Genomic DNA, 11,266 nt, shown 5'->3' on the forward strand with positions numbered 1-11,266 from the left:
CATTAGTTCTCAACCGATCCGTAAGTTGAAGTGGTTTTTTCACTTTTAACATCATAAGTCTCAGTCCTTGTGCCTTGTTTGTCAATTCCTACATACTTACCTTTTTCATAATCATAATCATAATCGCTATAGTAGTCAAAAGTAATGGTTTTAGACACAATGTCGCCTACTGCATTTTTGGTAGAGCTCGCATTAGTTATTTTATAGTATGCATTACTATTTATATCAAAATATAATGTATTTATTTTTGAACCAGCAGTTATTAACATATTGCTTGCGTGCGGGTCGTCACTAAAAAAATCCAACATTAAACCAGCAAAATCTAATAAAGTACCTGCCGATCTAAGCCCATTTAACGTACCACGCCCAGAAAATCTAAACCCTGTTCTTTCAGTCGGTATAAGTCGATGGTTGGCTTCGCCTATCACCACTGCATTTGATTGCCCATTTATATGGTGATGGATAAGTGGCTCTCCATCAACAAGTCCGGTCACATCAAACCCGTTGGAGCGTAGATGTTCTCTTAAAGCGGGGGTAACTTTAGGTGCCAAACCGAGCCGTTGCACCCTATAAATATTGGACGCATCCAGAGCTTTCGGGTTGTTTTCTATAATTTTATCCCAAAAGTAAAGATAATTCCTCGGGTATCCGTGAATTGTATAGGTCGTTTTTACAATTCTTCCACTGACGGATTTATAATTTGCGGGAACTTTAATCATCGGGAGATTATAAATACTAGGTTGAATTTCCTCCATTCCATCCAGATCGATATGTGCCGTTGGACTATTTCCCGCAAATTGATAAGGAGTATACCATGGATAATTCTTATTTAACGGATCCACACTCAAAAACCTCCCTAGCCTCGGATCGTAAATCCGCATCCCATAATCCTGCTGGGCACCTATAATATTGGCATGTGTCGCGCTGGCATCTTTTTTTACTTCATTATCATTCTCTTTACCGTTAAACCCGTAGCGGTATGTGCCGGCTCCGGTTGCGGTGTACTGTCGGCCGGGTTGCAGCATGCCGAAGGCGTAATAGTCCTGCTGGCTGATCACGTCGGGCATATATAATTGCGGGGTAACACCGGGGCTCTGCCAGCGCCGGTCGCTGATGGTGGCCATCACGTTACCCAGGTGATTATTTAATTCATAGAATTTGCGGCCGGCTATGCCGTAGGTGGTGTCTTCGGCAATGGTGCCGGTGGTACCGATGTTGAGGTTGGGCGTCCAGATCCCTAAACGGCTGCTGCCGTAAAGGTGTTGTTCGCGCCAGTTGATGGTGGTGCCTGCGTTATCATAAACGGCAAGGGTATTGCCCTGGGCGTCCCGTACGTACCAGGTGGTTTTCCCTTCAGCTACCTTGCTTACGCGGTTGGCGGCCACATCGTAATTATAAAATATGTCGCCGCTGTAGGCGGTGTTCATCTTTTGTATCTTTCCGTACACGGACCAGTCTATGGTGTTAACAAAGGATTTGGTGTCTTTGATGAGGTTACCGATGGCATCGTATACATAATTGCCGCTGCTCTGCCCCTCGATGTCGCCGGTGTACAGGCTGTTGGAGACGCTTTCGCTGATGTAGCTCAGCCGGTTATGCAGCAATTTACCGCTTACGTTTTTGGAATAATTATATCTGAGCGAATCGATGGTCGGCGCAGTTGGCGAGGCTCCGTGGCGGTTAAGGGTTAGTATATTGCCGTTACCATCGTATGTAAAAAACTCAGCGTAATTCCAATTCGGCGTAATTTTCGACTGATCCCAGGTACTGCCGGCAATATTGGTATGCTGGAACATGGTTTTTAGCCGGTTCAACTGGTCGTAATGGTACGTGTAACCTACGGTCGCGTCAGTTAATTTACTCAGGGACATGGTCGCATTGCTGATGTTCCCGTTGTACAGGTTCTGACCGGCTTTTTCTGCGCCGTTATGGGCATACTTCAAGGACAATGCGGTAGACCCGGTGCCGCCTATCGGTTTATAATCGTTTGTATAATAGCCCAGGGAATAAGCAAAAGCATCTTTAGCCACGTATTGATGAATATTCCCGGTAAGCCCGTCATTGCCAATATCTTCGCCCGCCCCGGCGGTTTGGTTGTTAACGCCTTTGAGCCAGCCTTGCAGGGTGTAAGCATAATCCATCCCTTGTACAAGTCCATTAACATCGCCCAATTCCACCCGCGCCAGGGGGCCATGCAGATAGTAATAATAATGGGCGTCCTTTTTTTGGTTACCCGGCAAAATATCGCTTTTACCAATAGGCGACAGGATCGCAGCGGTACCGCTCCAGGCTTCTCTGATGCGATTCTCGGAATCGTAAATATATTTGTAAAAGAATCTATCTTTTGCGCCGGGAACCGCCTGGTATTTTACAAAATTCACCTTTCCGCTGATCAGGTCATATTCGTAATCGATCTGTTTAAGCTCCAGCCCGCTGATGCGCTGGTAAAGCGTTTTCACGTTGCCGTCCAGGTCATAATTATAATAGGTGGCTTGCAAGACAGGGCCACCAAATATTTGGGTATAAGTACTGGCAGCTACCCGCTTGCGCAGGTTAGTTTGCACAGGCGCTGCAGGCAGACCAGCAGTACTGGTGGGGTAAACATCATCGTAATATGTTTGTACGATCTGCTCGTTACCGGAAGTGTTGTTAAAGAAACTGGCAGCTGCTAAATCATTCACATAATCATCGGCGGGCAAACCGGAAACATCGATCTTTTTTTGCCCTACCTCCTGGATCCGGCCTAAAACATCATATTTCGTGTAGCTGAAATATTTGCCAGGCAATTGTTTGGCGTTTTGGGAGGCGATAAGCCGGCTTTTGGTATCGTACCAAAATGTACCGGTCCCGCCATCCGGGCTGGTTTGCCGGATGACCTGGTTGGTTGCATTGTAAACGTAACTGGTCGGTATCAAATGGGTAGGATATATGCCGCTTAGTTTTGTTTCTTTGATGCTATTCGCACCACCTACCGTGGTTTCGCTGCCGGGTGGCGGCAGGTTAAACCTGGCCCAGTACCCGTCATGGTTAACGGGCATAAAGCATGGGTTTGCGGCATTTACCTGGATCTCGGCCGGCAGAAGCAAGTGAGAAAAAACACGCATATGCTTGATACGCAAGAGATTCTCAGGAAAGGCCTGCGGTAAAGCATTGGACACCACCGGCGCTTTTACGCCGTTGACATAGACCGAAAGTTCGCCGGTTAAAAAATTACTTGCCTGAACCACAACATGTGTCCAAACCTGTAAAGGAGGTATATTGCTGAGGCTTACCGTAACGCGGTTTACATTAGCGAAGGAGCCAAATGCCGGGTTGTAATAGACGTCAAATCCTAAAGTGCCGCTGCGGATATTAAGCTGGAATTGATAATTACCATCGGCAGTTATTTTTGACAATTGGTTACCATTGTTGTCAGTATTGTAAAGCCAGAATTCTATGGCACCATTAGTGCCGGATGCAACCATAGTTCCCACGCGGCCGAAAGCATAGTTAGGGTCCGCCATAACGGAAGGACCTGTAAATGCTGTGGTGCACCCGCCAACGTCACCGCCTGCCCTGATCTGCTGCACCTGGCCTACCTGTGTGTCGCTGAGTACGACTACTCCTTCAGGCGGTACTGTACGAATGAGATTATCTGCCTGGTCGTAGTAATAAAGGCTAAAATGATAATTCTGAGTCAGCGCAGTATTGGTCACATGAGACTGCGCGGCAGTACAGATGCTGATGTAATTAAGCCGGAACTGGTTTCGCTGTACTAATATGTAATCAATATACTGCGCTTTGCCCGATGATACAGCGACCGATATGCCAGCAGTGACCCCATTGTATGGGTCCTCTGCATAGTCGGTATTGGGCGGCGCGTTACAAAGGAGGCCGGGATGGCTATTCTCGTAAGCCGTAAAATCTGAATAGGAAAGTGCGAAACCAAACCGCTGGTTCATAAAATTGGTCAGGATAATATCATAATTAGCGCTGGCTGAAGTAAATAAGGGAATCTTGCTTTGCAGATCGGTAATGGCTGCCTGGTATTCGGAGTAGCTGATACACCCTCGTAAGCCGGGTTGCAAAAACACAGGTAATTTAATGTCTTTTTTTAGTACAAAATTACAACTGGCGCTGGCGGCATTTAGCGTATCCAACTGGCCGGATGTCAAAGTCATCGCGCTGCCGTAGGTATTGACCAGGTACTGATAAAGACTGCCGGAAAAACCGGCCGCGTTTTTTGCTAATACAAATTTGGCCAGTGTATCTACTATTTTTTGACTGCTTTGGGATATATACCTATCGGTGAACTGGGTGCCCACGTTATAAGGGTTCGTCCCGACCAGCAGCCAGGGATTCATGGTTGGTGTGAAGTTGGTGATCGATACGGTTGCCTTGATGATATCGCCAAAACTGGTATATGGCGCATCCGGATTGCTGCCACCTCCCTTAAAGCTGCTTGCGCCGAAGGGGTGATTGGCATCGCCATTATTGGCGCAAAACCTGATCAGTCGGGCCCTTAAAGAATCGATAACGGACTGGGGTTTGCCGGTCAGACCTTCTGCTAGTGCATCCATCCAGTTATCGGCGTAGCTTTCGCAATTCCCTTTGATGCCTGCTCTCAAGTCAGCAGTGGAAGTTGTAACCGCTGAAGCGCTGTCGGTCGGAAAGGCAATTAAGTTGGTTGCCCTATCAAACCTGGAGCTTTTAACGGCATAATTGGCATTACAGCCGTTATTTGCCGGCAGCGGCATGGAACAGGAAGTTACCCGGCCCCCAACGAATGGCGTGTATTGAGTACCGCCGCTTATAGTTGGCTGCTCTGCACCCTGGTTTGCGGGAGGGTTCACCAGAAATGCGGTTCCGCTGTAGCTATTGGCATCTATGTTGACGTTGAAACTATTCATGGAACTCGCCCTTGTGTTGACCGTCGCTACCATGCCGTTGCGGGTACATACTTTAACACCAGGCTTTACTTTAATAGTAACTAAAACGCCATCAGAATTCGTCACCGCATCATGATAATTATAATTGAAAGAACTAATGTAAAAATCAGAATAGAGATAGATACAAGTGAAGGTTGTCGGTGTCGGGCGCTGAATGGTCGCACTGGGTGCCGAGGGTTGTACGGGTGTATAGACCGGCGGGTCGATATTGGTACAATTCACCAATTTGATACCAAGAGCGCTCACCGGCATCACTTTTGGAATGGCGAGTACAATAGATTTAGCAGTGGTTGGAAACGCCATTTCATAAAGTACGCTGCCGGAATAGGCCTGCGGAACTGAAAAATACAGCCAGGCATTCGACTTCAGGACCTGCCGCTCATATGTAATTAATACCGGACGGTAAATAGCTGTGTCGCTCGTAAATCCAATCGCCGCCGGGTCACCTTTCTCTATCCCTCTAATGGAGAACTCATCCGGTGTGGCGCAGGTGTTGACCGGATTATGCGGTGTGTACGGTGTACCGACAGCGCAACTATTTGCGCAGGTCGTGCTGTCTCTTAGAAGCGAATAAAACTTATCTTTTAATTCGAAATAGTATTTTTTGTAGCTGGCCCAGTCGCGATCCGGTACACGGCAGGCCACAAAATCGCAACTACCCCAGGCACCGGTGCAATACAGGGACTGATCGACAAACTGGGTTAGGCTTTTGGCCGGCTGGGCCGGCAGATTAAGCCCTTTTTGGGTGAAGTTATTCAATTGGGCCTGCATCCGGCCGAAGTAAGGGCTCCCGGCTCCGGTTGAGAACCAGGTATCAAAAGCTAATAGCCACGCCCCGTTACTGTAGTTGTAAGCCGGGGTACCGGTTGAGTGAGGTATATTGGGGATGTCAGCTGCTTTATTGATGATCTGCTTGACGTGCTCATCCCAGTTTTTGGCGCTACTGTTATTGTAGCAAAATTCCAGTTTACAAAGTTCCGGGTGAAACGAAAGGAAATACTGCGCCCATTCAGGTTTCCAATATTTGACAAGATCGGCCAGGCTGGTGTTCGCATCATTGGCGGAAATGATCGTCCCGTTTTCGTTCGTAAATGAATTGGCAATGTATAGCGCGTCCGTAGCGGGTAACACAGGAAAAGCAACCCGCCAGTTGTCATATAGGATATTGCTGCCCGTTTCCAAAGGCAGGCCGTTTTGATCGAACAGGGCATACTGACCGCCGGGTGAAACATCTCTTAACATCGCTGATTCTTTTTCCGCGCAGGGCGACAAGTCGCAATCAGCGCCGGCCTGGGTATAGAGCATGTCATATTTACTGCTTACCCAGCCGTTAAATGCGACCGAATCTGCATGCGTAAAGGCTCCCATATTCACGTCATTCGCTAAAAGCTTTGCGGTGATCATTTGCGTGAACGCTGCTTTAGTGCCCAGGGATGCCCTTGCCGTCCGGCAATCCGCTGTAAGGGAAGTGAAATCAATGAGATTGAGGTAAGGCTGAATTAAGCTCATTTCCGTACTGATCATGCCTTTTTGCTGACCCAGTTTCACGAAGCGGTCCACATACCGCTCTACGACATTTTTATTCAGTTTAAACTCAAACGTGATATAGTATTCGCCCAAAGCCGTAAAATTCAACGGGATTCTGTCCGCGTAAACCGGATAAGTTTTGCAGGAATCTGCAGTTGATTCAATGCCGACAGGTATACTCAGGGTATCAAGCGTGAGGCTTCGGTTACAGGCATTGGCAACACGGATATTAAGATCGTAATAACAATTGGTACACACATTCTGATTGTTCAAGGAATAGGTGTATACAAGCCTTTGCATATCATAACGTATGGTATCGGGACCGGTGGTAGTAACCACATAGGAAGTCGTACCTCGGAGTTTTAAGCCAGAATTGTCAAATACAAATTGGTCAGGCCGTAAAAGCGTTGTGGTTTTGAGTTTTTTTGCCGTCTTGGATGTCAGTGAATCCATCCCGGCCGGTGTTCCGCCTGTCAGTGCTGTTGCCACTGTTTTGCCGCTGGCATTCAGGTAACTGATGCTGATCTGGTTATTGGGATCGATCACGGTATTTTTACTATAATGTTCCGCGTAACCAGCCTCGCTGCCGAACAATTGGTCAAGTTCCCATTGTTCGGGCTTACCGTAAATATACCTCGTCGTATTGCTGGGATTACTCGCCCCCGGCTGGAAGGCAAGCCCAAGCCCGCCCTGGAGCTTCACCCTGCCCGTGTTATCCGCCATATATTGTGTTACCGAAAGCGGGTAACCCTCGGCATCCGGGACATATTTCCCGAAACTTTTATAATTGATGAAGTCACTTTGAGGTGAATAATACCTTGAAGTGCCGGATGAAGTATTTAAAGCCGCCGGCGCGGCTTCGCAAGCGGTATTGTTGCCCAGATCTGTATAATCGTAGGGCAGTGTTGTATTGAACCGTCGATTTAAGTTATCAAAATAGTGCAGGTACGGCCCGCCTGCCGTCGGGTCTTTTACAGGAGCGGGCATAATACTGGCGGATGGCCTGCCGAACAAGTCATACACGGTCTCTGCGACCACGGGTACGTAGTCGGAATTATTGATCGTCACCGTTTGCCTGTTTCGTAAGGTTCCATCAAAGTAACTAATCATTTCCTGCTTTTTACCATCTTCGGCATAGGACGCACTGTATTGCCAGTTCAGGGTGCTCGCATGCCACTCGGATAAGATGTTCCAGGTGGCATATGCGCCGCTTGCAAATTTATAATTCCAGTCACCGAGCACTCGTATGCCTGAACCGGCATACTGTACCTGCCTGACGCGCGCTACAAGATAATCGTCATTGAAAGACATGGCTATCGTATCTTCTGTACCCGTCATCGTAATCCGGGACGCATTATTCCTGAACAGGGAGGCAAGCTGCGCTGCGGACACACTGGTTGGATTTGTGATCAGGTTACCGGCTACAACTGCATTTACGTCTCCCGCGCTTACGGTTGTCCATTCCAGGTCATATTCTTCCGCACCGAGGCCTGCATTGCCCGACATCGCCCATGACAAAGGAAGCTGATGTTTCGAGTTGACCGCAGTTGTGGTAAAGAGCACGGGGGCCGATGTCGTAAATGGAAAAGTCCTGTCTACCGTGATATTGCCGCTGAGTTTAACCGTTCCCGGTTCGGGCCGCTGATCTGTTGCGGGATTGATCACACCTTCGGACATTACGGTGACCATCACCTGGTAAAAATTTGAGAACGAATACGAAGAGACGCCCTGGTAAGTCAGCCCCGCACCTACCTTATATGTCACCTGCAGTACGGTATTGATATCCACCGAAGGGCCGGTATTGCTGTAACAAGTAAGTTTAACGCCAACCTTGTAGGTAAAATCATGCGTTATAAGCTTGGTGTCATCCACGCGCAAAGAAACATCCCCGGTTACGGAACGGTAAATTATACTGCTGAATATAGATTTCCCGTACTGATCGTCTTTCAAGGTGAAAGTTGCACCTGTACCTGAAAAAGGACCGGACAGGGCATTCGGAAAATTGTCGATCTTTGCGAAACAATCCGCCACATGCAAAAATAGCAGTGCAGTGAGTAAAATAGCAGCCAGTTTTATTCTATATATCATGAAGGCCTTATAAATTATTTACCAGTTCGTAGTCTTTGTATTTATCGGTCAGTTGTATGGTTCCCGCAGTATTCGTAAAAACATCCCCGGGGCTCAAAAATTTAATCGGTGAAGCTTGGGCCGGCCAACTGATAAAATTCATGCCGATGGTTTTATCCATGAGTGTATTTTCGGGTTGACCGGGATTTGACAATCTTACATTGACCGATGTTATCTTCCTGGTCAGGGTATTGTAAGTAATACCATAGGCCTTGCAGGAAATATGTTTTTCGTTTAATAAAGTCAGGGTTCTCGTATTGCCTTTAACAGAACTCACTAGCTGGTAATTCTCCGCTTGCATGCGGGTCTTTATGTCGTTTAATACCCCCATGACGGGCGCCTGGATCCCCCTTTGCCGGCTCAACAATATGCGTTTTTGCTCATGGTCGATATAAACGTAAAACCCTCCGGCGTTAAGGGTTTCGGTGTCATCCAGTTTGTAATAACAGTCGTCCCCGTTTTTACATAAAAGCAACCGCTGTCGGATGGGCCCTGTAGCTGTGTCAGCTCCATCAGAAATCATGAGTTCGCAAACATAAGTTAAAGGGTGTGCATTGAGATCCAACTGCGCCGCAACCCTGACCAGTGTATCCAGCAAAGCAGCGTCATATTTCAACTTTTTGGGTTTGGAAGTATGTAGCTTTAGCGTTTTCACAGCCGCTTGCCTATGCCCGACCTGCAGCGCCAATGCAACCGCAGTAGCTGAAAACAGCAGCGTGAAAACAGCAATTTTTATATATAAAATATTTTTTTTCATGCTAATTTATCCTTTCTTTTTCGATGACCGGCTTTCCTTAATCGTCATCACTCCCCGTTCCGTTTCCTTTTTCACCCGGATCAGCAGCCCTTCGCTATCATACTCATATAGGGTCGCAAAGCCGTTTTCGTCCAGTTCAGCCATCAACCTGAAGGTGGTAGGATCATAAACGTAGGTTTTCATATGCGCCTCATTAGGGTGCATCCTCATGTCGTCGATATAAACCGTCGCACCGGCGTCAGGAACCATGCTTAGGTTCAGTACTGTGCCTGGAACGGATGCAGGCGTTTTAAATTTACATTCCACCAGTTTCCAGTCTTCTACAAGGGCCTTGCAGGTTAAAGGCTGGTTAATACCATTCATGTAAAATTTCAATTTAGAAGTCAGGCTCGTCACATCCCCGTCCTTTATCCAGGCGCTGAACAGGTATTCCCGGTTGGGTTGAGGCACGAAGCCATCCGGATATAAGCCCCTGCGTGCGGCTTTGATGTATTGCCGGTTTTCGTCAATATCGAGGTATTCCCCGCTTTTATGTTCGCTGTTATCCAGCTGAGTGACCAGGGTAACCGAATCGTTTGGCAACAAAGCGCTGGTTAATCCGGTGTGCGAAATGTTCTGCTGGCTTAATTTGCCAATGGATTTTGAACCGGCATAATACGTAAAATCACGGCCGGGCGGCTGTTCCAAATAGGCTGACGGGACGCCCGAAATCTGCGCATCCTCAAAGCTGTTCTCATATATTTCCCTGCTTTTGCTGTTGTTAGCCACCGCGCCGGGCAATTCACCGTTAAAGTCGAATTTTGCTGAGCTATAGCGGCCGAGCGCGTCTTTATTTTCACTCTCTTGCCCGTAACGATCATATAACATGACCTTATTAGCCATCACCCATGAGGTTACGGGCACGGATTTATTTTCGGCCCATTTGTTTTGGCCGGCGGCAGGTAGCCAATAACTATAAAAGTTATTAAGATGACCCGCGGTGCTTAAATTAAGTACCGTTGTGGCCGGATTGATCACATTCGTGTAAACTCTTTTTTGTTCAAAAACCATGGTCTGGTAAGGGCGCCAGTTGCCGGCAAACCCGAAAAGATAGGGGTTACGGTAGAGCGGGGCTGCGTCGCAAGGCGTATAGGGTGACTGTTCCGGGTCATTATAGATCAGGTTATAAACTGTCGGTTGTCCGCTGATCTTTACATAAGATTGGACAGAAGGTAAGAAAGCAAGGCTTTTGGATGTCCAGATTGTATTGATACCCGTACCTGTACTCCCCGCATTTTGCAACTGGGTAATGGTATTATTGTATATTTCTACCCCACCTCCCACAGAGCTACCCGAGGAAGGTGTATAACCTGCGTAAGTCAGTTCTATTTTGACAGTATGCACACCTTGTGTCAAAGTGATGGGGATGATGTTCCACCCAAACTTATCGGCATCGTTATGCGATTCAAAACTCATTGGCACCGTTTGGCAATCAAAGAAAAAGGACATCTTGATGCTGGAATCGAATCCGATCCAGTAAACTTTGGTTTCCGGCGCATAAAAAGTACCGTATGCGCCCATTACATTAGTATTGGAAGGGCTGATCAGCACGTTAGTATTGTCCATAATACTGGCACGGGTAAGCGATATATCAAAATAGGAGCTGGTTATCCGCGTGCCGCCCCCGTGGTCCCCGGTTACAAAGGTATGCGCGGGGCTATAGGTATTGTTCATCAGGTAGGTACCGGAATTGGTTGATTGAATCGCGCCGCCGCCGATGATTCCCATGTTAATAGTCGTGGGATTTTTGATCACATGGATATCAGGAGTTGATATTCCGGGGATGTTGACCACCTGATTCCGTGGCAAAGTGACCAGGCGATTAGCTGGCGAACGATAGCAGCGAGAGCTGTAAAAGCGTTTTCAAAGTTAGTTATTAAAAGTGGTT

At 47.5% G+C, this 11,266-nt stretch carries 3 protein-coding genes; all 3 read right to left on the reverse strand.

Annotated elements, in window-relative coordinates:
* Nucleotides 1–2: 2 nt before the first annotated feature.
* Genes EPL05_RS19385 through EPL05_RS19395 form a run of 3 tightly spaced genes read right to left on the reverse strand, consistent with a single transcriptional unit; the run spans nucleotide 3 to nucleotide 11,187 of the window.
* Complete coding sequence (locus EPL05_RS19385) at nucleotides 3–8,543, reverse strand: RHS repeat-associated core domain-containing protein (protein ID WP_128535654.1); 8,541 nt, start codon at nucleotides 8,541–8,543, stop codon at nucleotides 3–5.
* A gap of 7 nt (nucleotides 8,544–8,550) precedes the next feature.
* The gene (locus EPL05_RS19390) at nucleotides 8,551–9,339 is read right to left on the reverse strand and encodes a hypothetical protein (protein ID WP_128535655.1); all 789 of its coding nucleotides are present in this window, start codon (nucleotides 9,337–9,339) and stop codon (nucleotides 8,551–8,553) included.
* Between the two features lie 6 nt (nucleotides 9,340–9,345).
* Complete coding sequence (locus tag EPL05_RS19395) at nucleotides 9,346–11,187, reverse strand: hypothetical protein (RefSeq protein WP_128535656.1); 1,842 nt, start codon at nucleotides 11,185–11,187, stop codon at nucleotides 9,346–9,348.
* Nucleotides 11,188–11,266 lie beyond the last annotated feature (79 nt).

It is taken from the genome of Mucilaginibacter gilvus (genome assembly GCF_004054195.1).
Classification (GTDB): Bacteria; Bacteroidota; Bacteroidia; order Sphingobacteriales; family Sphingobacteriaceae; genus Mucilaginibacter; species Mucilaginibacter gilvus.

What these genes read in the sequence shown, in the direction of transcription:
- EPL05_RS19385 (WP_128535654.1), bottom strand. Translation starts at nt 8,543, where the DNA reads ATGATATATAGAATAAAACTGGCTGCTATTTTACTCACTGCACTGCTA.
- EPL05_RS19390 (WP_128535655.1), bottom strand. Translation starts at nt 9,339, where the DNA reads ATGAAAAAAAATATTTTATATATAAAAATTGCTGTTTTCACGCTGCTG.